Origin of the sequence: Nocardioides sp. Root190 (assembly GCF_001428565.1) — a bacterium.
Lineage (GTDB): Bacteria > Actinomycetota > Actinomycetes > Propionibacteriales > Nocardioidaceae > Nocardioides.
In genome coordinates, this window is record NZ_LMIA01000008.1 from 451,697 (window position 1) to 476,536 (window position 24,840).

24 protein-coding genes are annotated in these 24,840 nt (G+C 71.4%); 18 read left to right on the forward strand and 6 right to left on the reverse strand.

Going from position 1 to position 24,840, the window contains the following annotated elements; translation table 11 throughout:
- Positions 1-340 precede the first annotated feature (340 nt).
- The gene (locus tag ASE01_RS08585; protein WP_157537199.1) at positions 341-826 is read left to right on the forward strand and encodes a hypothetical protein; all 486 of its coding nucleotides are present in this window, start codon (positions 341-343) and stop codon (positions 824-826) included.
- Positions 827-869: 43 nt separating this feature from the next.
- Here the strand turns inward: ASE01_RS08585 and ASE01_RS08590 are convergent, their stop codons facing one another.
- Positions 870-1,676, reverse strand: coding sequence for an NYN domain-containing protein (locus ASE01_RS08590; RefSeq protein WP_056749749.1), 807 nt, complete (start codon positions 1,674-1,676; stop codon positions 870-872).
- A gap of 32 nt (positions 1,677-1,708) precedes the next feature.
- Positions 1,709-2,638, reverse strand: coding sequence for a LysR family transcriptional regulator (locus ASE01_RS08595; RefSeq protein ID WP_056749750.1), 930 nt, complete (start codon positions 2,636-2,638; stop codon positions 1,709-1,711).
- 122 nt (positions 2,639-2,760) lie between these two features.
- Here ASE01_RS08595 and ASE01_RS08600 point away from each other — a divergent pair, with 122 nt between their 5' ends.
- The 6 genes from ASE01_RS08600 (at position 2,761) to ASE01_RS08625 (ending at position 9,517) form a co-directional block, all read left to right on the forward strand.
- Positions 2,761-4,029 (forward strand): acyl-CoA dehydrogenase family protein, encoded by a 1,269-nt coding sequence (locus ASE01_RS08600; protein ID WP_056749751.1) that lies wholly within the window; start codon positions 2,761-2,763, stop codon positions 4,027-4,029.
- Between the two features lie 10 nt (positions 4,030-4,039).
- Complete coding sequence (locus ASE01_RS08605; RefSeq protein WP_056749752.1) at positions 4,040-5,275, forward strand: acyl-CoA dehydrogenase family protein; 1,236 nt, start codon at positions 4,040-4,042, stop codon at positions 5,273-5,275.
- Positions 5,276-5,414: 139 nt separating this feature from the next.
- On the forward strand, positions 5,415-6,539 hold the full coding sequence (gene sfnG, locus ASE01_RS08610; RefSeq protein ID WP_056749753.1) for a dimethylsulfone monooxygenase SfnG: 1,125 nt from the start codon (positions 5,415-5,417) through the stop codon (positions 6,537-6,539).
- A 53-nt stretch (positions 6,540-6,592) separates the two neighbouring features.
- Positions 6,593-7,804, forward strand: coding sequence for an SfnB family sulfur acquisition oxidoreductase (locus ASE01_RS08615; protein ID WP_056749754.1), 1,212 nt, complete (start codon positions 6,593-6,595; stop codon positions 7,802-7,804).
- A 31-nt stretch (positions 7,805-7,835) separates the two neighbouring features.
- On the forward strand, positions 7,836-8,996 hold the full coding sequence (locus ASE01_RS08620; protein ID WP_056749755.1) for an LLM class flavin-dependent oxidoreductase: 1,161 nt from the start codon (positions 7,836-7,838) through the stop codon (positions 8,994-8,996).
- On the forward strand, positions 8,993-9,517 hold the full coding sequence (locus tag ASE01_RS08625) for an NADPH-dependent FMN reductase (RefSeq protein ID WP_200958784.1): 525 nt from the start codon (positions 8,993-8,995) through the stop codon (positions 9,515-9,517). The genes ASE01_RS08620 and ASE01_RS08625 overlap by 4 nt, the downstream gene beginning before the upstream one ends.
- On the opposite strand, the gene ASE01_RS08630 is transcribed toward ASE01_RS08625, so the two are convergent.
- Positions 9,489-10,481, reverse strand: coding sequence for a DUF4349 domain-containing protein (locus tag ASE01_RS08630; RefSeq protein WP_056749756.1), 993 nt, complete (start codon positions 10,479-10,481; stop codon positions 9,489-9,491). The two genes, ASE01_RS08625 and ASE01_RS08630, sit on opposite strands and share 29 nt — an antisense overlap.
- Positions 10,482-10,539: 58 nt before the next feature.
- Here ASE01_RS08630 and ASE01_RS08635 point away from each other — a divergent pair, with 58 nt between their 5' ends.
- From ASE01_RS08635 to ASE01_RS08685, 11 genes are all read left to right on the forward strand, one after another.
- Positions 10,540-11,886 carry a protoporphyrinogen/coproporphyrinogen oxidase gene (locus ASE01_RS08635; RefSeq protein ID WP_082605961.1) on the forward strand — a complete coding sequence of 449 codons (1,347 nt, stop codon included), beginning with the start codon at positions 10,540-10,542 and terminating at the stop codon, positions 11,884-11,886.
- A 247-nt stretch (positions 11,887-12,133) separates the two neighbouring features.
- Positions 12,134-12,877, forward strand: a complete 744-nt coding sequence (locus ASE01_RS08640; RefSeq protein ID WP_056749758.1) for a hypothetical protein — start codon at positions 12,134-12,136, stop codon at positions 12,875-12,877.
- 19 nt (positions 12,878-12,896) lie between these two features.
- Positions 12,897-14,945, forward strand: a complete 2,049-nt coding sequence (locus ASE01_RS08645; protein WP_157537200.1) for a sensor histidine kinase — start codon at positions 12,897-12,899, stop codon at positions 14,943-14,945.
- The gene (locus ASE01_RS08650) at positions 14,942-15,613 is read left to right on the forward strand and encodes a response regulator transcription factor (RefSeq protein ID WP_056749760.1); all 672 of its coding nucleotides are present in this window, start codon (positions 14,942-14,944) and stop codon (positions 15,611-15,613) included. Before ASE01_RS08645 ends, ASE01_RS08650 begins: the two co-directional genes overlap by 4 nt.
- A 20-nt stretch (positions 15,614-15,633) precedes the next feature.
- The gene (gene hemQ / locus ASE01_RS08655) at positions 15,634-16,359 is read left to right on the forward strand and encodes a hydrogen peroxide-dependent heme synthase (RefSeq protein WP_056749761.1); all 726 of its coding nucleotides are present in this window, start codon (positions 15,634-15,636) and stop codon (positions 16,357-16,359) included.
- Between the two features lie 51 nt (positions 16,360-16,410).
- Positions 16,411-18,777, forward strand: a complete 2,367-nt coding sequence (locus ASE01_RS08660; protein ID WP_056749762.1) for a S8 family serine peptidase — start codon at positions 16,411-16,413, stop codon at positions 18,775-18,777.
- 201 nt (positions 18,778-18,978) lie between these two features.
- Positions 18,979-19,428, forward strand: coding sequence for a cysteine dioxygenase (locus ASE01_RS08665; RefSeq protein WP_056749763.1), 450 nt, complete (start codon positions 18,979-18,981; stop codon positions 19,426-19,428).
- A complete protein-coding gene (locus ASE01_RS08670; RefSeq protein ID WP_235535921.1) occupies positions 19,425-19,868 on the forward strand; it encodes a rhodanese-like domain-containing protein in 444 nt (147 codons plus the stop codon). The genes ASE01_RS08665 and ASE01_RS08670 overlap by 4 nt, the downstream gene beginning before the upstream one ends.
- 33 nt (positions 19,869-19,901) lie before the next feature.
- Complete coding sequence (gene msrB, locus ASE01_RS08675) at positions 19,902-20,303, forward strand: peptide-methionine (R)-S-oxide reductase MsrB (RefSeq protein WP_056749764.1); 402 nt, start codon at positions 19,902-19,904, stop codon at positions 20,301-20,303.
- A gap of 56 nt (positions 20,304-20,359) precedes the next feature.
- Entirely contained in the window at positions 20,360-21,619 is a 1,260-nt protein-coding gene (gene aztD, locus ASE01_RS08680; RefSeq protein ID WP_056749765.1) for a zinc metallochaperone AztD, read from the forward strand.
- An 18-nt stretch (positions 21,620-21,637) separates the two neighbouring features.
- The gene (locus ASE01_RS08685) at positions 21,638-22,729 is read left to right on the forward strand and encodes a DNA polymerase domain-containing protein (RefSeq protein WP_056749766.1); all 1,092 of its coding nucleotides are present in this window, start codon (positions 21,638-21,640) and stop codon (positions 22,727-22,729) included.
- A 4-nt stretch (positions 22,730-22,733) separates the two neighbouring features.
- Here the strand turns inward: ASE01_RS08685 and ASE01_RS08690 are convergent, their stop codons facing one another.
- From ASE01_RS08690 to ASE01_RS08700, 3 genes are read right to left on the reverse strand one after another with little or no spacing between them, the layout of a single operon-like run.
- The gene (locus ASE01_RS08690; protein WP_056749767.1) at positions 22,734-22,988 is read right to left on the reverse strand and encodes a hypothetical protein; all 255 of its coding nucleotides are present in this window, start codon (positions 22,986-22,988) and stop codon (positions 22,734-22,736) included.
- Between the two features lie 57 nt (positions 22,989-23,045).
- Positions 23,046-23,579 carry a hypothetical protein gene (locus tag ASE01_RS08695; protein WP_056749768.1) on the reverse strand — a complete coding sequence of 178 codons (534 nt, stop codon included), beginning with the start codon at positions 23,577-23,579 and terminating at the stop codon, positions 23,046-23,048.
- A 31-nt stretch (positions 23,580-23,610) separates the two neighbouring features.
- Complete coding sequence (locus tag ASE01_RS08700) at positions 23,611-24,762, reverse strand: ATP-dependent DNA ligase (protein WP_056749769.1); 1,152 nt, start codon at positions 24,760-24,762, stop codon at positions 23,611-23,613.
- Between the last annotated feature and the right edge of the window lie 78 nt (positions 24,763-24,840).

The window sequence follows — 24,840 nt, forward strand, 5'->3', positions numbered from 1 at the left end:
CGGAGCGGAGCGCCCGACCATGCCGCTGTCGGAGCGGAGCGCCCGACCATGCCGCTGTCGGAGCGGAGCGCCCGACCATGCCGCTGTCGGAGCGGAACGCCCGACCATGCCGCTGTGAGGGCACGCTCGCGGCGATGGCGCTGCCGCCGACAGCGCAGTGATGCAAGCCGTCAGCAGCGCTAGCGGACGATCGCGTCAGCTCAGGCGTCTTCTGCAGATCGGAGGTTATGCGCCGTGGCCGGTGGCAAACTGTGCCGAGGCACCGAAGTGCCAACCCCCTGTGGCGTGGGTAGAAGCGCTCGACGGACAGCACAAGCACCGATCTCAGGCGGAACCTCTGATGCGAAGTAGACCCAACTCATCCTTCGTCGTCGGGATCCTTGCAGTGGTGTCGATGACCGTGTCGGCGGGCTGCGGCTCGGAGGAATACCCGAATGAAGCTGACGCCACCGAGTCTGGGGTTAGCGCGTGTGAGCCGCCGATGGATCAGTGGGCTCGAAACCCGCATGTCTTAATACCCGAGGTCGAGCGCGCCGCGACCCCCGAGGGCGCTGCCTCGGCTGCGGCCGCGGCGGCTTCTCTGGAGATCACCGCGGTCAAGGCCGGCTCCAGGGCGGACCTGAAGAACGTCGAGGTCCTGGGAGACGGGGTTGAAGGAACCTTCCACGTGCAGAAGATCAAGGGTCGATGGATCGCCGTCGGCGGTGAGGGCTGCGGAGCGCAGATCCCGTCCAGCGTTGACGATGAGGACTGCCCCGTTCCGAGCGACGCCCCGACGGAGGACGGCGAATCCTTCCTTGTGGTGTGCCCGGTGACCGTCGACTAGCGCTGCCGCATAGAACGCCCGACCATGACGCGTGGCGGGCGGCCTACTTCTTGGCCGCCTTCTTGGGCGCTGCCTTCTTCGCCACCTTCTTCGCAGGAGGCGCGGCGGCTGCGGGCGCCGCCGGGACCTTGCCCTTCACACCCACGCGCACGCCACTGCCGGAACCCTCGGTGGTCAGGTAGGCCTGGGCCTCGACCAGCGGCAGGAGCCGGGGGAAGCCGTAGAGGCGGGCGTCGAAGGCGGGGTTGGCGGTGCGCAGGTAGTTGCCGAGGGAGCCGAGGGAGACCCAGCCGTCGTCGTCGGAGGCGTTGTTGACGCCGCGGGTCAGCAGGCTCTGCAGGTTCGGCAGCGGGGGAGTCGTGGCCTCGGCGGAGGGCTCGGGCTCCTCGGGCGAGCCGACGACGGCCTCGTCCGCGGCCGGGTCGAGCAGCTCGAGCCGGATGAAGCGGTCGCACGCCTCCTGCAGGGCGATCGGGGTGTTGCTGCGGCCCACGGCGTACACGGTCTTGCCGGACTCACGAAGGCGCGTGGCGAGGCGGGTGAAGTCGCTGTCGCTGGAGACGATCGCGAACGCGTCGACGTTGCTGGAGTAGAGCAGGTCCATCGCGTCGATGATCAGCGCGGAGTCGGTGGAGTTCTTGCCGACGGTGTAGGCGAAGGTCTGCTCGGGACTGATCGCGTGCCGGTTGAGCTTGGCCTTCCAGCCCTTGAGGCCCTCGGAGGTCCAGTCACCGTAGGCGCGCTTGACCGTCGTACGCCCGAACTTCGCGAGCTCCGCCAGCAGGGAGGCGGTGTAGCGGTGCGAGGTGTTGTCGGCGTCGATGAGGACGGCGATGCGGAAGTCGGTCACCGTCCCATCATGGACGACGGGTTCAGCGCCGGTCAGGAGGCCGCGCTGGTGCTGGTCCCTTGTGCGCGGTACTCAGCGGCCCGCGCGGCGAGTGCGTTCTGCAGCTCGCGGACCGGGAGCGGTTGCTGGAGCGTCTTGCGCTGACGCAGCTGGAGGGTGACGAAGGTCTGGTTCCCGGCGATCGGGCGGGCCTCGATCATCCCGACGCGCTGCAGGGGGCAGCCGATCACGGAGTAGTCCGGCAGCACGGTGACCCCGACGCCCTCGGCGACCAGCGCCTTGCCCATCTCGGCGCCGTCGGTGCTGTGCGCGGCCGGCGGCACCTCCGGACCGAAGGCCCGGTGGACGTAGCGGTGCATGACGTAGCCGGCGCGCATCATCACGAAGCGCTCCTGGCGCAGCTCGTCGATGGTGACCTGGGCACGGGAGAGCAGGTGGTGCCCCGCGGGGAGTACGGCGACCGGGCGGCCGTGCAGCAGGTCGATCCCGTCGAGGCCGATGGGCGGGTCGTCCCCGTCGAGCACGTTGACCAGGCCCAGGTCGAGGGTGCCCTCGCTGAGGGCCTCGTCGATCTGCGCCTGCTGGAGCGTCAGGACCTCGACCGTCGTGCCGGGATGGCGCTCCTGGAAGGTGCGCACGGCTGGGACGAGCAGTGTCGAGGTGGCGGCGTGCACGGTGCCGATCCGGATCATCCGGGTGTCGGTGCGCTGGTCACCGGCGGCGTTGCGGAGCCTGTCGACAGCGGCGAGCACCTCGGTCATGTAGGGCAGGAGCTCGCGACCCTCGCGGCTGATCCGGGCACCCGAGCGGCGGCGGTCCAGCAGGGTGACCCGCAGCTCGCGCTCGAGCTTGGTGACCGCCTCGCTCAGTGCGGGCTGGGAGAGGTGGAGCTTCTCGCTGGCACGGCGCAGCGAACCGTGCTGTGTCACCGCGGCGAGGTACTCCAGCTGTTCGATGCGCATGGGTGGTGCCTTTCACCTTCATCGGAGAACCCGTGGGTCCGGGGGCTTGCCCGCGCCCTTAAGTCAAGTAAGTCTGTAAACAAACAGTAACACGACTGTTCTCGGAAGGGAGACCTCAACCCATGACTGCTGACACGACCACGGCGACCGGCGCAGGAGCCGGAGCCAGCGCGTGGACCGAACGCCCGACGACCCCCGAGGGCTGGCTGGAGCGCGCCCGACAGGTCGCCACCACGCTGGCCGCCGACGCCGTCGAACGGGACCGCGCTCTCGCCGTACCCACCGCCGAGGTGGCGCTGCTCAAGGACTCCGGCCTCGTGACGCTCCTCGGTCCGACCGAGTTCGGTGGCGGCGGCCAGGACTGGACGACGGCGCTGCGGGTGATCCGGGCCGTCAGCGCGGGCGACGGGTCCATCGGCCAGCTCATCGGCTACCACTACCTCTGGTTCTGGGCGGTCCGGCTCGTCGGGACCCCCGAGCAGATCGCTGCTGTCGAGCAGCAGGCCACGCAGGAGAGCTGGTTCTTCGGCGGTGCGGTCAACCCGCGCGACGCCGATCTGGCCATCACGATCGAGCAGGGCCACGAGGACGGCGAGCTCGTCTACCGCGGTGAGAAGTCGTTCTCCACGGGAGGCCGGATCTCCGACGTGACCGTGCTCGAGGGCGTCATCGAGGGCACCGAGAAGCACGTCTTCGCAATCGTGCCGACCGACCAGCCGGCGATCCAGTTCAAGGGTGACTGGGACGCGCTGGGCCAGCGGCTCACCGAGAGTGGTGGCGTCGTGATCGACGGCGTGCGGGTCCCGTGGGCCGCTGCGGCGGGCTACGTGGAGACCGAGCAGGGCTGGGAGTTCCTGCCCCGCGTCTACAACACGCTGAACGTGCCGCTCATCCAGCTCATCTTCGCCAACATCTACCTCGGCATCGCCGAAGGGGCGCTGGCGACGGCGGGCGCCTACACCCGCGAGCGGACCCGTCCGTGGCCCTACACGCCGGACCTCAAGGAGTCGGCCACGCAGGAGTTCCACATCCTGGAGACCTACGGCGAGCTGCGCTCCAAGCTGTGGGCCGCCGAGGCGCTGACCGAGCGTGCCGCAACGCTGATCGAGGCGATCAACGCCCACGCCGACAGCGTCACCGAGGCCGAGCGGGGTGAGGCGGAGGTCGTGATCGCCGCTGCCAAGCAGGTCGCCATCGACACGGGCCTGGAGATCGGCACCCGGGTGTACGACGTCACCGGCGCCCGCGCGACCGCGAGCTCGGTCGGTCTCGACATCTTCTGGCGCAACATCCGCACGCACAGCCTGCACGACCCGATCGCGCACAAGCGTGCCGAGGTCGGCCGCTACGCGCTGCTCGGCGAGCTGCCCGAGCCGACCTGGTACACGTGAGGAGGCGGCGATGAGTGTGACCGACGCGCGCCCGCAGCTCGAGGAGATCCAGGCGACGTACGCGCCGTTGTTCGCGGAGATCGGGGAGGGGGCGTTGCAGCGCGAGCTCGACGACGTCCTCCCCGACCAGGAGGTGCGCCGGCTCAAGGAACGCGGTTTCGGAGCACTGCGCGTGCCCGTCGAGTACGGCGGCCGCGGGGTCTCGACGCCCGAGCTCACGCAGCTCTGGATCGACCTCGCGGCCGCGGACAGCAACCTGCCGCAGGCGCTGCGCGGACACGGTGCGCTGGTCGAGGACCGGCTCTGGCAGCACGCCAGGGGTCGCGACCAGCAGGCGTGGTTCGCGCGGTTCGTCGCGGGGGAGATCGCCGGCAATGCGTGGTCGGAGGTCGGTGCCACCGCCATCGACTCGCAGCAGACCGTGCTGACCGGCCAGCCCGACGGGACCTACCGGCTGAGCGGCAGCAAGTTCTACACGACCGGCACGATCTACGCGGAGTGGGCCGATGTCTACGTCCGGCGCGAGCTGGCCGGCGGCGAGAGCGACTTCGCGATCGCGCTGGTCGACACCCGGGAACCGGAGGTCACCGTCTCCGACGACTGGGACGGCTTCGGCCAGCGGGGGACGGGGAGCGGGACGACCACCTTCGACAACGCGATCGTCGCGGCCGACCACGTCCTGCCGTTCGGCGAGCGGTTCCCTTTCCAGACCGCGTACTACCAGCTCAACCTGCTCGCGGTGCTCTCCGGCATCGGGCGGGCGGCGCTGGACGACTTCGTCGGTCACGTGCGCGGTCGTGAACGCAACTACTCCCACGCGAATGCGCTGCGGGTGCGCGAGGACCCGCAGGTGCTGGCCCGGATCGGGGAGGCCTCGGCTGCCGTGTACGCCGCCGAGGCGGCCACGCTGCGGGTGGCGGCGACGATCCAGGAGGTCGCCGACCTGGCGGCGGTTGCGGGCGAGGTTCCGGACCAGGTGGCGGCGGCCAACGAGCGGGCCGAGATCGAGTCGTCGGCGGCGCAGGTCGTGGTGACCTCGCTGGTGCTCGGCCTGACCAGCGACCTGTTCGACACCCTCGGAGCCTCGGGCACCTCGATCAGCAAGGGGCTGGACCGGCACTGGCGCAACGCGCGCACGGTGTCCTCGCACAACCCGCGGATCCTCAAGGCACGGGTGGTCGGTGGCCACCTCGTCAACGGCACCCCGCCGCCGTACGCCTGGGCGATCGGTCGCACCGCGGGGTGAGCCCCTCCGCTGCACGGTGATCGGTTCTGCCTGTCGCGGGGTCGTCGGTTCCACGGGCCGGCGGCCCCGCGCTGTTCTTGCGCACCGCCTTCCATCCGCTAATGTCTATTGAACTACTCTACTTATCCGGGAGAGCATCATGACCGAGCCACAGATCTTCGACCGCGAAGCCTTCGCGGAGCCCCTCAAGTTCGCCTACTGGGTCCCCAACGTCAGCGGGGGACTGGTCGTCAGCAAGATCGAGCAGCGCACCGACTGGGGCTACGACTACAACGTGGAGCTCGCCCGGCTGGCCGAGAACAACGGGTTCGAGTACGCCCTCTCGCAGGTCCGCTACATCGCGTCGTACGGCGCGGCCTACCAGCACGAGTCGACGAGCTTCAGCCTCGCACTCCTGCTCGCCACCGAGCGGCTGAAGGTGATCGCCGCAGTCCACCCCGGTCTCTGGCAGCCCGGCGTGCTGGCGAAGTTCATCGCCACCGCCGACCAGATCTCCGGCGGCCGGGCCGCGATCAACGTCGTCAGCGGCTGGTTCAAGGACGAGTTCACCAAGCTCGGTGAGCCGTGGCTCGAGCACGGCGAGCGCTACCGCCGCTCGGAGGAGTTCATCCGCTACGTGCGGGAGATCTGGACCTCCGAGAACGCCGAGTTCAACGGCGACTTCTACCGCCTGCACGACTTCGACCTGAAGCCGAAGCCGCTGGCCTCCGAGAGCCGGCCGCACCCGGAGATCTTCCAGGGCGGCAACTCGACCGACGCGCGGGGGATGGCCGGCCGGGTCTCCGACTGGTACTTCGCCAACGGCAACACCCCCGACGGCATCTCCGAGCAGATCCGCGACGTCACCGACGTCGCGACCGTCCACGGTCGCAAGGTCCGCTTCGGGGTGAACGGCTTCTTCATCGGCCGCGACACCGAGGCCGAGGCCCGCGACGTGCTGCGCGAGATCGTCGACAAGGCCGACCGTGAAGCCGTGGAGGGCTTCGGCTCCGCGGTGAAGCAGGCCGGCCAGAGCACGGGTGACAAGAAGGGCATGTGGCAGGACTCCGAGTTCGCCGACCTCGTGCAGTACAACGACGGCTTCAAGACCGGCCTGATCGGTACGCCCGAGCAGATCGCCACCCGGATCATCGAGTACAAGCGACGCGGTGTGAACCTGCTCCTGCTCGGCTTCCTGCACTACCTGGAGGACGTGGAGTACTTCGGTCGCGAGGTCCTGCCGATCGTGCGCGAGCTCGAGGCCGTGGAGCTGGAGCGGGTCTGATGTCCCGATCCCCGTTGGTCGAGGAGGTCGCGCAGCGACCGTCTCGAGGCCCGGTGAGCCGAACCCCGGTCCCCACCCACTCCGCGCGCTCGGCGATCGCGACCGCCACCGACCTGGCGGCCCGCTTCGCCGAAGGCGCCGCCCAGCGGGACCGGGAGCGGATCCTCCCGGCCGCAGAGATCGAGGCGCTCTCCGCGTCGGGCCTGCTCGCCATCACCGTGCCGGTTGCCGACGGCGGTGCTGGTCTGGGTGCGGAGGTGCTGGCGGAGGTCGTCCGGCTGATCGCCACCGGCGACCCCAACATCGCGCAGGTCCCGCACAGTCACTTCGTCTACGTCAACGCGCTCGTCGAGCAGGGAACCCCGTCGCAGCGGGAGTTCCTGCTCGGTGAGGTGCTGGCCGGCAAGCGCTTCGGCAACGCGCAGTCCGAGATCAGGAGCGGTCACGTGCGCGACCACGCCACGACGTTGCGGGCTGCGGGCGACGGGTCGGGGGAGTGGGTGCTGGACGGGGAGAAGGGCTACGCGACCGGCGCGCTGTTCGCCCACTGGATCCCGGTCCTGGCGCATCTCGGCGAGGGCGGTCCGCTGCACGTCGCCTGGGTGGGGCGCCACGACCACGGCGTCAGCGTGATCGACGACTGGGACGGGCTCGGCCAGCGCACGACCGCCAGTGGGACGGTGCGTCTCGAGGGAGTGCGCGTCGCGGCGGAGCGGGTGACGGCGTACCACCTGACGTTCGAGCGGCCGCAGACCTACGGTGCGTTCGCTCAGCTGCTGCACGCCGCCATCGACGCCGGGATCGCGCGCGCCGCGATCAGGGAGGCGGCCGGCTTCGTCACGACGAGGAGTCGGCCCTACCCCGACGCGCTCGCTGTGTACGACGTCGAGCGGGCCGCCGAGGACCCCCTGGTCGTGCAGGCGTTCGGCGAGGTGGAGGTCCAGGTCCGCGCGGCCGAGGCCCTCGTGGCCGTGGCCGGGCGCGCGGTCGACCGGGCGCGGGCCGAGGTGACGGCGGACTCGGCCGCGGAGGCGAGCCTGGCCGTGGCCGCGGCACGGGCGGCGACCACGACCGCCTCGCTGGAGGCGTCCAGCCGCCTCTTCGAGGTCGCCGGAACCCGCTCCGCGCTGGCCGGACTCGGTCTCGACCGGCACTGGCGCAACGCCCGCACGCACACCCTGCACGACCCCGCCGCGTGGAAGGTGCACCACCTCGGCCGGCACGCGATCGACGGCACCCCGCCTCCCAACCACGGCCAGATCTGACGCACCACGTGCACAGCAACGAGAGGTCCTCATGTCCCTGAAGTTCCATTGGTTCCTGCCCACCAACGGTGGTGACGGCCGCGACGTCGTCGGGGGTGGCCACGGCGTGAACCCCGGCCAGTCCGGCCGTCCCGCGGACGTCGCCTACCTGACGCAGGTCGCCCGGGCAGCGGAGGACAACGGCTTCGAGGCCGCCCTGACGCCGACCGGTGCGTGGTGCGAGGACGCCTGGCTCACCACGGCGATGCTCAGCCAGACCAGCGAGCGGCTGAAGTTCCTGGTCGCCTTCCGGCCGGGGATCGTGGCGCCGTACCTCGCCGCACAGATGGCGGGGACCTTCCAGAACCTCACCGGCGGCCGCCTCCTGCTCAACGTCGTCACCGGCGGCGAGAGCCACGAGCAGCGGATGTTCGGGGACTTCCTCGACAAGGACGAGCGCTACGAGCGGTGCGGCGAGTTCCTCGAGATCGTGCGCCGGCTCTGGACGGGCGAGACCGTCGACTTCACCGGCAAGCACCTCTCCGTCGAGGCGGCGCGACTCGGCCAGATCCCCGACCCGGTGCCCGACATCTACTTCGGTGGCTCCTCGCCCGCCGCCGGCAAGGTCGCCGCCGAGCACGCCGACGTCTACCTCACCTGGGGCGAGCCGCCGCAGGCCGTCGCCGAGAAGATCGCCTGGATCCGTGAGCTCGCGGCGGCCGAGGGACGCGGGCCGGACCACCGTCCGATCCGCTTCGGCATCCGCATGCACGTCATCACGCGCGACACCGCGGAGGAGGCGTGGGCCGAGGCCGACCGACTGCTCAAGGGCATCGATCCGGCCACCATCAAGCAGGTCCAGGAGGGCCTGCGCCGCAGCGAGTCCGAGGGCCAGCGCCGGATGCTCGACCTGCACAGCGGGAGCACCGACGACCTCGAGATCTACCCGAACGTCTGGGCCGGTGTGGGCCTGGTCCGCGGCGGAGCGGGCACGGCGCTGGTCGGCAGCCACGAGCAGGTCGCCGACCGGATCGCGGAGTACGCCGAGCTGGGCCTGGACGAGTTCGTCCTGTCCGCCTACCCGCACCTCGAGGGCGCGTACTGGTTCGGCGAGGGAGTGCTGCCGATCCTCGCCGAGCGCGGTCTGTGGAAGTACGACGGACCACACCGTCGCCACACCACGTCCGTGCCGTTCGCGGCGGTGGGCCGGTGACCGCGGTGCCCGCCGTGACCGCCGGTCCGCGCACCGCCGTCGTCGTCGGCAACCCGAAGCCCGCGAGCCGAACCCTCACGGCCGCACTGCACGTCCACCGCGAGCTGGTGGGCAAGGAGCCCGACCTCGTCGTCGACATCGCCACCCTCGGCGCCGGACTCGTCGACTGGAGCGATCCCACCATCGACGACCTGGTGACCCAGGTGGGTCACGCCGACCTGGTCGTGGTGGCGTGCCCGACGTACAAGGCGACGTACACGGGGCTGCTCAAGCTGTTCCTCGACCGGTTCGCGGCCGGCCAGCTCTCCGGCGTGGCGGTGCCGCTGATGCTCGGCGGCGGACCGGGCCACTCGCTGGCGCCCGAGCACGGGCTGGTGCCGCTGCTCGCGCACCTGGGCGCCGTGGTCCCGGGCGCGGGGCTCTACGTGCTCGACAAGGAGTACGACGACCCCGCGGCCTATGCGGGCTGGCTGGAGCGTGCGCTCCCGATCGTCACGCGGTTGGTGACGTCGGCGGCGTGACGGGCGGGTTCGCCGGACGTCGCGATCCGCGCCGACGCAGCAGCAGCCAGAACGGCAGGCCGAGCAGCAGGAGCAGCCCGAGCCACGGGAGTGCGAAGCCGATCACGGTCAGGACCGCGCCGCCGCCGTCGACGAAGCTGTCCCAGCCGTCGCGCAGACCACTGAGGAAGCCGCTGTCGGACTCGTCGTCGTCCTTCTCCGCCTTCTCGCGGGGCTGCTCGACGTAGACGGTCAGCGTGGACAGGCTGGTCTGGTCCGCGAGCCACTTCTGGCGGGCGACCAGCGAGTCCAGCTCGGCCTGGCGTCCCGCGAGCTGTGACTCGATCGACACCAGCTCCTGGAGGCTCTTGGCCCGGGCCAGCAGCGACTCGATCCGCTCCACGCTCTTGCGCTGGGCGCGGACCCGGGCCTCGATGTCGATCACCTCGGTGGTCACGTCCTCCGCGCCCGCACTCGAACCGGTGAGGGTGGCGACCTCCTCCAGGGCAGCCTGTGCCTCGGCGAAGCGGGCGCTGGGGACCCGGATCACCAGGCGCGCCATGACCACCTCGCCCTTCTCGCCGGTGCTGGTCTCCTGCTCGGAGACGGTGCCGCTGAACTGGTCGACGATCTTGCGGATGTCGAACCGGGCCCTGCCGACGTCCTCGGCCTCGAGGGAGACGGTGCCCGTGGCGATCACGGCCGGCGTGCCGACGTCGGGGGCGCCCGGCGCCTCGTCGCCCGGCGAGCCGTCCTTGCTCGTGCTGTCTCCTCCGGAGGCGACCTCGTCGGAGAGCGCGCCGGAGTCCCCGGCGTCGTACCTGCCTGCCAGGTCGCCCTCGGGTGCGGGTTCCTGGGCGACGCTCACGTCGGAGGTGCTGGCAGCGGAGTCGTCGGAGCCTCCGGTGCCGGCGCAGCCGGTCAGGACGGCGGCCGTGGCGAGCCCGGCCAGGGCGACGGAGAAGCGGGTGCGGGTCGGGTGCATGCGACTGTGACGGGGGAGGGCGGCGGTTGGTTCCCGGGTGCTCTGGCAGGCTGGGGGCGTGAGCAGGGCGATCGTCGTCGGGGCCGGGGTGGCCGGGCTGGTCGCGGCCCGCGATCTCGCGGCTGCCGGGCTCGACGTGCTGGTGCTCGAGGGCACGGACCGTGCCGGCGGCAAGCTGCGCGCGGGCACCGTCGCGGGCGTCCGCGTCGACGTCGGCGCCGAGGCGATGCTGCACCGCCGGCCCGAGGGCACCTCGCTCGCGGTCGACCTGGGTCTCCCGCTCACGCACCCGACGGCCGCGTCCTCGCGGATCTGGACGCGCGGCGCCCTGCGCCCGCTGCCGCGCACGCTGATGGGTGCGCCGCTGGACCTCGACCAGCTCGACGCCACGGGCATCCTCTCCGCGGACGGCATGGACCGCGCCCGCCAGCAGTCCGTCCAACCGCTGGCGCCCGAGGACGACGCGTCCGTGGGGACCCTTGTCGCCCAGCGGTTCGGCGACGAGGTCGTCGACCGGCTGGTCGAGCCGCTGCTCGGCGGCGTCTACGCCGGACAGGCCCGCACGATCTCGGTGCGTTCGGCCGTTCCGCAGCTCGTCGACCTGCTCGGCCGCCCCGACTTCACCCTGCCGGTGCCGCCGACCGGTGCGCCGCCCGTGTTCGCCGGCGTCGACGGGGGCATGTGGCGGCTGCCGGCCGCGCTCGCTGCGGACCTGGTGGAGCGGCCCGGCGTCGAGATCAGGTACGACGCCCCGGTGACCGCCGTTCGTCGTACGGCATCGGGGTTCGTGGTGAGGACCGGCGCCGGTGACGAGGTCGCCGACCTCCTCGTCCTGGCGACCCCGGCAGCGCCGTCGGCCCGACTGCTCGACCCGGTCGCCCCGGACGCGGCCACCGACCTGGCGCAGATCCGCTACGCCTCCGTGGCCCTGGTGACCCTGGCCTTCCGTGCGGACGACCCGGGCGTCGCCGAGGCGCTGGAGGTGGGGGCGTCCGGCTTCCTCGTGCCGCCGGTCGACGGCCGCCGGGTCAAGGCATCGACGTTCTCCTTCGCCAAGTGGGACTGGGTGCGCGAGGCCGGCGACGGTCTCCTCGTGCTGCGCACCTCCCTCGGTCGTTTCGGCGAGGAGGCGACCCTGCAGGTCCCTGACGACGAGCTGGTTCGCGCCTCCCTCGCCGACCTCGCCGAGGCCACCGGCCTGCACGCCGATCCCGTCGATGCCGTGGTGCGGCGCTGGGGCGGCGGCCTGCCGCAGTACTGGGTCGGCCACGGCGCCCGGGTCGCCCGGATCCGCGCGGAGATCGCGGCCGTGCCGGGACTGGCGGTCTGCGGCGCGGCGTACGACGGCGTCGGCATCCCCGCAACCATCGCCTCCGCCCACCACGCTGCGGCCACCCTCATCTGACACGAAGTGCCGCGGTCTCTCCCGCGAAGTGCGTGGTTTTCTCCTCCGAGGTGCGTCCGGTGCACCGAGCCCGACGTCCTCTCGGCGGAGAAAACGCGACCTCTCGGCGGAGAAAACCCACGCACTTCGGCGGAGAGAACCACGCACTTCGTGTCCCGCGAGATGTGCCCCGTTGTCCCTGTCGGGTGGGACACCGGGACAGGCACCGTCAGGTCATCGCACCGACCCCGAAGGAAAGAAGGACGCGATGACCACCCAGTTCCACGTTCCCCCGACCGCGCTCGACCAGGCTGACGCCGGCACCGACCCCGGCACCGACGCCCAGTCGGCCCAACCGTCGCTCGTGCACCCGCCGACCCGCTGGGCGCTGGCGGGCCTCGTCGCCGGTGTCGCCGGCGTCGGGATGATGGTCACCTCCGGCATGGTCAACGCCGTGTACGACGAGAAGTACGCCGGCGACGCCCAGGCGATCTCTGACCGGCTCGGCGACCTCGTCCCGCAGATGCTGGCGTTCCACCTCTTCGCCATGACCAGTGCCGTGTTGCTGGTCGTGTTCGCGGCCGGCCTGTTCCGTCGGCTGCGCGCGACGGCGGGAGCCGACAGCGTGCTGCCGCTGGTCGCCTTCAGCGGCGCGCTGGTCACCGCGGTGATGCTCGTCGTCGGCACCGGGCTCGACACCGAGTTCATCTTCGCCGCGGGCGACCCCGAGATCGTGGTTGCCGAGAGCGCCGCCTTCTACAACCACTGGATCGGCACCGTTCCGTGGTGCTGGGGCCTGCTCGGCCTGTCCGGCCTGGCCCTCTTCGGTGTCGCCCGCAAGGGCGGGCTGCCGCGGTGGATCGGCCTGGTCGGCCTCGTCGGCGGCGGACTGACCCTGCTGCTCGGTGTCTCGCCGCTGCAGTACATGGCCGGTATGACGGGCCCGGTCGGTCTGGTCGTGATCGCTACGGGCTTCCTGGTCGGCGACAAGGTGTTCCGCGGTCGGGCCTGACGACGTGCACAATGTGCCGGTGCAGAGCGACGACCGGCCGCGCGGGCCACAGGTGGCGGCCGTCCTGGCCGTGCCTGTGGCCTGCGTGCTGCTCCTGCCTGCCGCGGCCTGGCTCGATCTGGTCGCCCCGGACTCGGGGCCCGGCGTGGACGTCGCCGCCGGCCCGGGCTGGCCGTGGGTCGTCAACGGATCGGTCCTCGGCGTGCTCGCTGCAGTCATCCTCCTGCGCGACCGGCGCCAGCGCTTCGGCTGGCTGCTGGCCCTGTCAGGGATCTTCTGGGCGCTCGACGGCTTCGCGCAGAGCTACATCCACGCAGGCCTGACCGAGCGCGACCCGTGGCCTGCGATGACGTTCGCGCTGTGGTTCCTCAACCGCTTCGGTGCCTACCTGACAGCCGTGACCGCGGCGTTGCTGCTGGTGTTCCCGACCGGCCGCTTCCTGCCGGGACGCTGGACGCCCGCATCGTGGGCGGCGGTGGTCCTGCTCGTCATCAGCGGTCTGGCCGTGGTGGTCGCACCCGCCGAGGGTCCGCAGGTCGTCGACGACCTCCCGCCGGGTGTCGACCAGGACCCCACGAGCCTGATGTTCCTCGCCGGTCACGGAGAGCAGGTCGTCTCGACGGGCGTCGCCCTCGGCGTCGGGTGCTTCTTCTTCGCGCTCCTGACGGTCGTGGTGCGCTACCGCCGATCGGTCGGCCTGGAGCGCGACCGCATGCGCTGGCTGCTCTGGAGCGTCGTCGTCATCGTCGCGGTGCTGGCACTGGGCGTGGTCTTCCCGCTGCGTGGCGCCGACTACCTCGGCGCCTTCACCGCCACCGTGCTGCCGCCCGTGGCGATGACGGTCGCGATCGTCCGGCCCGCCGTCGTACCCATCCAGGACCTGCTCGGGCGCACGGTGGTGCTCGCGGCCGTCGTCGCGGTGCTGGTCGCGGCGGACGCGGTCGTGCTCGGCCTGATCACCCTCGTCCTCGACGACGCCCTGACGAACGCCCAGGTCGCGGCGGTCGTGCTCGCCGTCGCCGTGCTGCTCTACGGACCGTTGCGTCAGCGGCTCTCGGCTGCCGTACGTCGCCGGATGCTCGGCGAACGCGGCAACAGGTACGACGCCGTGGCCGGTCTCGCGTCGACCCTGGAGAGCACCGACGACAGCGGCGAGCAGCTGGCGGCCGTCGCGAGGGCAGTCGCGTCCGCGTTCGGGATCTCGTTCGTCAGCGTCGAGGTCGAGCGCACCCACGGAGACCGGCTCGTCACCACGCACGGCCGGGCACCTGAGGAGGTGCGGACCCTGCCGATCACCTACCGCGACGCGACGATCGGGCGCCTCGTGCTGCCCGCACGTGGCCTGCGCAGTCGCCTCAGCGGCCGTGACGAGGAGCTGCTCGGCGACCTGGTGCGCCAGGCCGCGACGGCCGCCCGCGCGAGCCAGCTGGCCGAGGAGGTCCAGCGCAGCCGCGAGCGACTGGTCGGCGCCCGCGAGGAGGAGCGGCGCCGGATCCGCCGCGACCTGCACGACGGCTTCGGACCGGCTCTGAGCGGGATCGTGTTCCAGCTCGAGGCGGCCCGGATGACGCTCGCCGACGAGCCGGACCGGGCCAGCGACCAGATCGAGGCCGTGAGCCGGCAGGTCCAGGACGTCGTCGCCGACGTACGGCGGCTCGTGCACGACCTCCGTCCGCCGGCTCTCGACGACCGGGGACTGGTGGGAGCCCTCCGCCAGCAGGCGGAGTCCCTCGCGCTGCCCGTGACGATCGAGGCCGCCGACGACCTGGCCGGCCGACTTCCCGCAGCGGTCGAGGTCGCGGCCTACCGCATCGTCGGCGAGGCGTTCACCAACATCGCCCGGCATGCGCGGGCCGGTGACGTGCAGCTGCGCCTCGACCTCGGCGACGAGCTCGTGATCGAGGTCGTCGACGACGGCATCGGCATCGCCCCCGGACGGGTCGCGGGCGTCGGCCTGTCGAGCCTGCGCGAACGGGCCGCCGAGCTCGGCGGCAGCACGACCATCACCTCAGGACCCGGCGGCGGTACCGTCGTACGCGCCCTCCTCCCCGTCAGGAGTCCCGCATGAGCACTCCCGCGCCCGCGATCCGGGTCGTCGTGGTCGACGACCACCAGATCGTCCGTGACGGCCTCGTCTCCCTGCTGACGGCACTGGACGGCATCGACGTCGTCGGCTCGGCGGCGGACGGACGCGAGGCGTTGCACGTCGTCGAGCAGGCCACGCCCGACCTGGTCGTGATGGACATCCAGATGCCCCACCTGGACGGGATCGAGGCCACCCGGTTCCTGACCGGACGAAACCCCTCGCTCCGGGTCGTCATGCTCACGATGAACGAGGACGACGACACCGTCCTCAGCGCGATCCGGGCCGGCGCCTGCGGCTACCTCCTCAAGGGCGCGGGTGCCGAGGAGGTCCACAACGCCATCCGGACGGCTGCCGCGGGCGGCATGGTGTTCGGCGCGAGCCTGGCCGCGAAGGTGGTGGGCTTCTTCGCCGGCGCCACTGGTGGCGCCGGATCAGTCGACGACGAGCCGTTCCCGGACCTGACCGAGCGCGAACGCGACATCCTCGAGCGGCTCGCCGCGGGCCGCAGCAACGACGAGATCGCCTCGGCCCTCTTCGTGTCCAACAAGACGGTGCGCAACGCGGTGTCGTCGATCTACGCCAAGCTCCATGCGACCGGCCGGGCCGATGCGATCGTGAAGGCACGTGAGGCGGGGTACGGCCGGGACTGAGCAGTCGGCACAATGGAGTCATGTCGGATCCCCAGGCGCACATCCAGTCCAACGCGGCGAAGATCAACGAGCTCAACGACACGATCCGCTTCACCATGTGGTCGGTGTTCAAGCTCGAGCAGCCGCTCGGCAACGACGAGGTCGTGCGCAAGGGCGAGCTCGCCGAGCTCGAGGCGCTCGCCGCGGAGCTCGCCGCCGACGACGTCGTCATCCGTGGTGTGTACGACGTCGCCGGGCTCCGCGCCGATGCGGACCTGATGGTCTGGTGGCACGCCGAGACCAGCGACCAGCTGCAAGCGGCCTACCACCGCCTGCGCCGCACCGCCTTCGGCTCGCGCCTGGCGCCGGTGTGGTCGCAGATGGCGCTGCACCGCCCCGCCGAGTTCAACCGCAGCCACCTGCCGGCGTTCCTGGCCGACGAGCGCACGCACGACTACGTCGCGGTCTACCCCTTCATCCGCTCCTACGAGTGGTACCTCCTCGACGACGCCGAGCGCCGTCGCCTCCTCGCCGAGCACGGCCGGATGGCCCGTGACTACGCGGATGTGCGGGCCAACACGGTGCCGAGCTTCGCTCTCGGCGACTACGAGTGGATGCTGGCGTTCGAGGCCGACGACCTCACCCGGATCGTCGACCTGATGAGGCACCTGCGTGGTTCGGAGACCCGCCGTCACGTGCGCGAGGAAGTGCCGTTCTACACCGGCCGCCGGGTCGAGCTCGCAGAGCTCCTCGCCCGCCTGCCCTGAGCCCTATGCTGGGGCCGTCCTCTCGGGCCGATGTGTCCGAGAGGTTGCCCCATGCATCGCACTCCCACGGCCTTCCTGATCGCCAGCGGGCTCGTCCTGACCGCGGTCGTCGCTGCTGGTGCCGAGCCGTCGCGAACGGTCGCCGACCCGCCCGTCGTCCCCGAGCCGGTGGTGCGGACGGGGGACCGTGACGGGGACCGCCTCGCCGACGACCTCGAGCTCACGCTCGCCGCGACGGGTGCCGACGACCTGCTCGACGTCGTGGTCGCCGGGCTCGACCCCGCCACCGCCCGCGGCCTCGCCCCGGGCGTCCTGTCCTCGGTGGTGCCGCTCGACATCATCGACGGCTTCTCGGCGCGCCTGACGCCGGCGCAGGTCCGCGCGCTGGGCCGTGCCAGCGGCGTGCACCGGATCGAGCCCGACCGGGTCTTCACGGGCGCGGACCAGTGGGGGATCGCCGACTTCGGCGCCGGTGAGGCGCGCGAGGACCTCGGCCTCGACGGCGACGGTGTCGGCATCTGCATCGCGGACAACGGGATCACCGCCGACCACGAGCAGTTCGACGGCGACATCGCCGGTTCCGCGGACTTCGCGGAGGGGCCCCGGCCGGACCCGGGTGCCGTCTCCGACCTCGCCGGGAACGGCCATGGCACCCACGTCGCCTCGATCGCCGCCGGTGACGGCGGCGGCAGCGCGCCGCCCTTCAGCAGCGCCGCCCAGGGTGTCGCCCCGGGAGCCGAGGTGTACGTCGCGCGCGTGCTCAACAACAACTCGGGTTCCTACACCAGCGTCATCGGCGGCATCGACTGGTGCGCCGCGCAGCCAGGCGTCGACATCATCAACCTCTCGGTGAGCGCGGTCCCGACCGATGGCACCGACGCGGCCAGCCTGGCGGTCGAGGCCGCCGTCGCGGCCGGCAAGGTCGTCGTGGCCGCCGCGGGCAACGAGGGCGACCGGCCGCGGACGGTCACCACGCCCGGCACTGCACCGAGCGCGATCACCGTCGGCAGCGTCGGTGACATCTCGGCGCCGCCCCCGATCCTCGCGAACGCGCCCTGGACCGGCGCCTTCGACGTCCACGACGCCGGCCCCGGCGTGATGGCCTACTCCTCGCGCGGGCCGACCCTGTCCGGTGCCGTCAAGCCGGACATCATGGCGCCCGGCAATTCGGTGGTGGGCGCGGTGCAGACCAGCAGCACGGCGTACGGCGTCCTCAGCGGCACGTCGATGGCGGCGCCCTACATCAGCGGTCTGGTCGCGCTCGGGCTCGAGGCGGTCCCCGACGCGACGCCCGCCCAGGTGAAGCAGGCACTGATGACGACCGCCAAGGACGTCGGCATGCCGGGCGTCGACAACGAGTGGGGTGCCGGCCTCGTCGACGCTCGAGCGTTCGTCGACGTGCTGAAGGGCATCGTCGAGCCGGAGCGCACGGCCTTCCCGAAGCACCGCTTCCTGCGGGGCGAGCTCACCGACGCCCACCCCAGTGACCACTACACGCTCTCGATCGGTGCGGAGGACGCCGGTCCGGTGCTGGTCCTCCCGATTGCTCCGGCCCGTGGTGCCTACGTCTGCTCGGGCTCGCCCTGCACCTCCGGGAAGTGGGCGCCGCGCTCGGTGGTCGAGCTGTCCGACGGTGAGTTCACCTTCAACTCGGACCCGGGGGTGTGCGACCTCCAGCACGACCGCTGCGTGACGGCGCGGTCGGGCTTCCTCGCCAACCAGCTCGGCGGGCCCTGGACCTACGACCTGGATGTCGTCCTGCCGCAGGACTACGAGTCCTGGCGGAGCCTGGGCCTGCCGATCGTGTACTCGGTCGACTACTTCTACGGCGCACCCGTGGTCACCGTCGGGCGCCCCGATCTCGCGCCCTCTGTGACGACACCGGGCTCGACCCTGTCGGTGCTCAACCGGACCTCTGCCCGGCTGGTGGTCGCTGCGATCGCCCCGGCCGCGTCCTCGGCCACCGTGACGGTGACGTGGGGCGACGGGACCACGGCGACCCGCCAGGTGGCGTGCTCCGACGTGAGCGGGGTGTGCGCGCCCACGACGCTGACCCGCATCCATCCCCGCCGCGGCAGCTTCGCGGTCAAGGTCGCCGTGGTCGCCAGCGGTGAGCGGGTCGTTGTCGCCCGGACCGCCACCGTCCGCAACAACGTGCCCCGGTGGGCCACGTCCACGACGCTCCGTTTCCCGCGCTCCCGGCCCGTTCCGCGGCTCGTCGCCACCGACGTCGATCGCGACAGGTTGACCTACCGGCTCACCTCCGGGCGGCTGCCGACGGGCCTGCGGCTGCGCTCGGACGGAGTCGTGGCCAGGGTCGGGAAGGTCCGTGCCGGCACGTACGTCGGGGTGGTCGCCGTCGGTGACGGGCATGGCGGGACGGTCTCGCGGAGGTTCACCTTCGTGGTGGCTCGCTGACCCGGACACCTACGCTTGCAATCTCTATCGACTTAATGCACTATGGGCTCATGCCCGGCTTCTCTACCACCGCTGCTCCCGTCACCCCGGGTGACCCGCAGCTGTGTCGCTGTTGTTGATCGACCGCCCCGTGCCCCCCGGCACCGTCCGATCCAGCAGCCCCGCGCGGCCCGCCGCGCGTCGTACCGAGAGACCGTTCCGATGACCCAGCTCACCGTCCTTCCCCTCCTCGAGGTCCTGCGTTCCTACGCCGAGGACCCCGACCTCCACTACCTGCTCGACCCCGACGTGCCCGAGCGTTCCTGGGTCCGCGTCCATGCCGCCGAGGAGTACGAGATCTGGCTGATCTCCTGGCCGCCGGGTGCGGCCACCGACTGGCACGACCACGGGTCGTCCTCGGGTGCGTTCACGGTCCTCCAGGGATCGCTCACCGAGCACACCTTCGACGGCGGCCTGCAGCTGACCGACCTCGAGCCGGGCGACTCGAAGGCGTTCGGCGCGGGCTACGCGCACGACGTACGCAACGCCTCGGACCTGCCGGCGCTGTCCCTGCACGCCTATTCGCCGCGGTTGAGCTCGATGACCCGGTTCCGCTTCCGCGGTGACCGGCTCGAGGTGCTCGGCGTCGAGTCAGCAGGACAGGACTGGTGAGCGCGCTCGCTACGCTCGGGCAGGTGACCCGCGAGGCTTCTCGGTACGACGGCGTGGACGCCCTGCTGGAGGACGCCCGCTCGCGGCTCGAGCGGATCAGTCCTCGGGCCGCGTTCCAGGAGCTGGTGACGCTCGACGCCCTCATCGTCGACATCCGTCCGGCGACGCAGCGCGCGGCCGAGGGTGAGGTCGCCGAATGGCTTCCCGTCCTCGTGATCGAGCGCAACGTGCTCGAGTGGCGCTTCGACCCGCGCAGCGAGGCGCGGATCCCGGAGGCGTCGTACGACCGCCGGGTGATCGTGCTGTGCCAGGAGGGCTACACGTCCTCGCTCGCCGCCGACGCGCTGCAGAGCATCGGCATCCATCGGGCCACCGACGTCGTCGGCGGATTCGCCGCCTGGCTGGCCGCAGGGATGCCGGTCGCAGGCGTCGCGGCCTGAGGCTCCCGTGGTCGGCTGAGTAGGCTTGAGGACATGGGATACGAGGTCGAGAAGACGGACGAGGAGTGGCGCGCGCAGCTGACTCCCGAGGAGTTTCAGGTGCTCCGCAAGGCGGGCACCGAGCGCGCGTTCACCGGTGAGTACACCGACACCGAGACAACCGGTGTCTACCGCTGCAAGGCCTGCCAGGCGACGCTGTTCGAGTCGGACACGAAGTTCCACTCGGGCTGTGGCTGGCCGAGCTTCTACCAGCCGATCAGCGACACGATCGAGTACATCGACGACTCGACGCTCGGCATGAAGCGGACCGAGGTCCGCTGTGCGAATTGCGGCTCTCACCTGGGGCATGTCTTCCCCGACGGGTACGGGACGCCGACCGGGGATCGGTACTGCATCAACTCGGTCTCGCTGACCCTGGAGCCGAAGCAGGGCTGAGCCCCGGGGTGACGCCGGTTTGACGGCCGCCGGACTTGCGCATGAGAATCATTCTCATGTTGATCAAGTCCGGTGCCCTGCTCACCCTGTCCATGCTCGCCTCCCTTGCCCTCGTCGCCTGCGGCACCGAGGAGTCCGCCCGCCCCTCGGGTGAGTCCAGCCCGACGATGACCGAACCCGGTGCTGCCGACCCGGTCGACGCCGTGGAGGCCGATGCACCGCATCCCCGCCTCGCCGTGTCGTACGACGGGGGAGTGTTCGTGCTCGACGCCGAGACCGGCGACGTGCTGCTCGACGAGGAGCGCGACGGCTTCCTGCGGCTCAACCCTGCCGGTGACGGCCGGCACGTGCTCGTCGCGGGCGCGGGCGGCCTGACCGCGCTCGACACCGGTGCCTGGACCGCCGACCACGGCGACCACGGCCACTCCTGGACCGCCGACCCGCATCTCACCTCCTTCACCATCGAGGCCGAGGAACCCGGCCACGTCGTCGCGCACCACGGCCGCACCGCGGTCTTCGACGACGGCACCGGTGAGATCACCGCCTTCGACCCGGCCGACCTGGCCACGCTCGCCGACGGTGAGCCCGCGCTCGAGACGTTCCGCACCGAGGAGGCCCACCACGGTGTCGCCGTGCAGGACGGCCACGGCAACCTGGTCACGACGGTCGGTGACCACGAGTCGCGCAGCGGGATCCGCGTCGTGACCGCCGCGGGCGCCGAGCTCGCGTCCTCCGACGAGTGCCCGGGCGTGCACGGCGAGGCGTTCGCCGGGGAGGTCGCGCTGTTCGGGTGCGAGGACGGCGTACTCCTGCTCGACGGCACGAAGATCACCAAGGTCGACTCGCCCGACGCCTACGGCCGGATCGGCAACCAGGCCGGGCACGAGACCTCGCCGTTCGTCCTCGGCGACTACAAGGTCGACGCCGACGCCGAGCTCGAGCGTCCGACCCGGGTCTCGGTCATCGACACCTCGAAGGCTTCGCTGCGTCTGGTCGACCTGCCCGCCAGCTACACCTTCCGCTCGCTCGGCCGCACCCCTGACGGCGACGGCCTGGTGCTCGGCACCGACGGCAGCCTCCGCGTGATCGACATGGCCCGCGCCACGGTCTCGGCGACGATCCCGGTCACCGCCGGCTGGGAGGAGCCGACCGACTGGCAGCAGGCGCGCCCGCTCGTCCAGGTCGTCGGCGACCTCGCCTACGTCACCGAGCCAGCGACCAAGGAGATCCACGTCGTCGACCTGGCGAAGCGGGCCGTGGTCGACACGTTCGCGGTGCCGCACACGCCGGTCGAGCTGAGTGGCGTCACCGGCTGACCCCCGTAGGCTCGCGCCATGGCGAAGACCGCTGCGGCGATGGTCCAGGCAGGAGACCGCGAGGTCCGGGTGTCCAGCCCGGACCGGGTCATCTACGAGGCGACCGAGCACACGCCCGAGGCGACCAAGCTGATGGTGGCGGAGTACGTCGCCGCCGTCGGTGACGGGCTGATGCGGGCATTGCGCGGTCGACCCACCGCGCTGGAACGGTGGCCATCGGGAGTCCGCGAGGGCTTCCGGCTGGCCACCGGCCCGCGTGACAGCGACGCCGAGGGCTTCTACCAGAAGCGGGTGCCGAAGGGCGCTCCCGACTACCTCGAGTCCGTCGAGATCACCTTCCCGTCCGGGCGCACCGCCGAGGAGATCTGCCCCACCGAGATCGCCGTGCCGGTCTGGTGCGCCCAGATGGGTGCGCTGACCTTCCACCCGTGGCCGGTGCGCAGCGACGACGTCGACCACCCCGACGAGCTGCGGATCGACCTGGATCCCCAGCCCGGCACGACCTTCACCGATGCGGTGCGGGTGGCGGGCATCGCCCGCGAGCTGCTGGAGGAGCTCGGTCTGCGCGGCTACCCCAAGACCTCCGGCAACCGCGGTGTCCACGTCTACGTCCGGATCGAGCCCCGGTGGGAGTTCACCGACGTACGCCATGCCGCGATCGCCTTCGGCCGCGAGCTGGCCACGCGCGACGACCAGGTCACCACGGCCTGGTGGAAGGAGGAGCGCGGGGAGCGGATCTTCGTCGACTTCAACCAGAACAACCGCGACCGGACCATCGCGTCGGCGTACTCACTGCGGCCGCTGGCCGGGGCTCCCGTCTCGACCCCGATGACCTGGGAGGAGATCGCCGAGGTCACCGATCCCCGGCCCTACAACCTGTTCACGGTGCCGGAGCGGCTGGCCGACGGCGATCCGTGGGCGAGCATCGACGACGAGTCCTTCTCGCTGCAGCCGCTCCTCGATCTCTGGGACCAGCAGGTCGCGGACGGCGAGGGCGAGCTCAACTTCCCGCCGGACTACCCGAAGATGGCGGGCGAGCCGCCGCGCGTTCAGCCGAGCAAGAAGGTCGCCGAGCACTGGGACGAGCAGGGCAACCGGGTCGAGAAGTAGCCGCTCAGAGGCCGCGGACGACAGCGACCTCGCACAGCCGCGCGATGTCCCCGCGCACGCGCGGGTCCAGGCCGGTCACGTCGGTGCCGACGAGCAGGTGCGTCGCGCAGCGGGCCGTGCGCCCGGGGTGGGGCAGGTCGGCGGTCATCGCGACCACGCTCTCGCACAGGTCGACGACCCGCTCCCGCTCGAACGCCGACAGGCCGGAGCCTGCCAGCACCTCGTAGAGGCGGGCGTCGAGTGTGTGCAGGGCCGACATGACCGCTCAACGACAGGGCGGTTCCGGCTGTTACGGCCCGCGTCGCGAACCGGGACTTCAGTCCTCGTCGTGCTCCAGCAGGTGCAGGACCGGGACGCCGAGCTTGCGGCGGGCCTTGGAGGTCCAGTCGACGTGGAAGAACTCGGCCACCAGGTGCGAGCGGGTCAAGATGATCGCCTCGCGCCCGTCGGTCGCCTTGACCTTCTCGATGAGCGCGTCGACCGGGGACTCGGTGACGATGACGGCCTCGCCGACCTTCGCTCCGGCAGCCGCGAGCGCCGACCGGGTGGCGGCCAGGTCGCGCTCGGCCTGCTCGCGGTACTCCTCGCGCAGCCGGTCGATCTCGTCCGGCGTGGGCGTCATGGGTGGAGTGATGAGGTCGGCGCCACCGATCACGCCGAGGGACGCCTCGACGGCGGCGGCGGCATCGGCCATCGGGAGCAGGACGTGGTAGACGACCTCGATCGTGGGATCGTCGTCGAGCTCGATGTGCAGTGCGCGGACCTGGGCGGCGTCCGCCCCGGTCAGCGCCTGCTCGACCAGCAGGACGACGGCGTACGGCTCTTCGCCGGGGGCAGGCTCGGTGGTCATGTCTCCATCATGACCGTCGGGTGGTCGCCCGTCAGCCCCCGAGCACGTCTGCGAGGTCGTACTTCACCGGCTGGTCGAGCTGTTCGTAGCCGCACGAGGTGGGATCGCGGTCCTCGCGCCACCGCTTGAAATGGGCGGTGTGGCGGAACCGGGTGCCCTCCATGGCGTCGTACTTCACCTCGATCACCCGTTCCGGCCGCAGCGGGGTGAAGGACAGGTCCTTGCCGCTGCTCCACCGGCTCTGCGTGCCGGGCTGGCGTCCGGGGTTGGCGACGAGGAACTCCTGCCAGCGACCCCACGGGTGCTCCTCGATGGGGCACACCAGCGCCTGCAGCTCCTGCCACAGCTCGGCCCGTCGCGCCGCCGTGAAGCTCGCGCTGACCCCGATGTGCTGGAGCTCGCCGTCGGCGTACAGGCCGAGCAGCAGGCTGCCGATCAGCGGATTCTCGGGGGTGCTGGTCTTGTGCTCGCGATAGCCGGCCAGCACGACGTCGGCGGTGCGCTCGTGCTTGATCTTCAGCATGGTGCGGCCGTTCTGGGCGTACGGCGCGCCGAGCGGCTTGGCGACCACGCCGTCCAGCCCGGCCCCCTCGAACTGGTGGAACCACTCCTCGGCGACCGCGGGATCGGTGCTGGTGCGGGTGAGGTGGCAGTGCCCGCCGGTCCTGCTCGCCGGGCTCGCCGGGCTCCTCGCGCTCGTCGGATCGGTGAGGTGGGCGAGCGCCTGCTCCAGGGCGGCCCGCCGCTCGGCGAACGGCCTGTCGACGTACGACTCGTCGCCCAGCGCCAGCAGGTCGAAGGCGACGAAGTCGGCCGGCGTCTTCTCCGAGAGCATGGCGATCCGCGACGCCGCCGGGTGGATCCGCTCCTGCAGCACCTCGAACTGCAGCCGGCCCTTGCCGTCCGCGCCCTCCAGTGCCACGAAGATCTCCCCGTCGAGCACGCACCGCTCCGGCAGCTCGGCCCGGATCGCCTCCACCAGCTCGGGGAAGTAGCGCGTCAGCGGCTTGGTGTTGCGGCTGGTCAGCTCGATCTCGTCGCCGTCGCGGAACACGATGCAGCGGAACCCGTCCCACTTGGGCTCGAAGCTGAGGCCCTGTGCGTCGTACTTCGCCGGATCGGGCACACCTGACACCGCCTTCGCGAGCATCGGCTGGACGGGCGGCATCACGGGGAGGTCCACGGTGATGAGACTAGTGAGCGCTCCGACATTCATCGAACGTCTGGATCTCGACGACGGACGGCCGAAAAGCGGGTGCCG